The 280-nt window shown below is 71.4% G+C and carries 1 protein-coding gene; it reads right to left on the bottom strand.

Annotated features, from left to right (window positions below):
- A partial coding sequence (locus B2284_RS06950; protein WP_286697325.1) for an SIP domain-containing protein occupies positions 1–280 on the bottom strand: 280 nt, incomplete at both ends.

Consider the following 280-nt stretch of genomic DNA (forward strand, 5'->3'; position numbering starts at 1 on the left):
CGCGGACGGCCCACCGACCAGAAGCCACTCGCCGTGATGGCGCGCCGCGCCAGGCCGCGCTCTTTCGTCAGGTGACGCTTGATCGCGGCCACCGCGCTGCCCTCCGCACACACCCACGCGTAGTCGGCATCGTCGACGTCGAGGTCTACGAGTGCCGCGACGGCGGCCGAACCGGACGCATTCGTGCCGCGCTGCACGACGGTGATGCCGGCGTCGGCGACCTCCGGGTGCAGGTATGTCGCATCAGGGACCTCGACGACGCAGGTGAGGCGGGGTTGCG

The organism is Dermacoccus sp. UBA1591, from assembly GCF_002322065.1.
Lineage (GTDB): Bacteria > Actinomycetota > Actinomycetes > Actinomycetales > Dermatophilaceae > Dermacoccus > Dermacoccus nishinomiyaensis.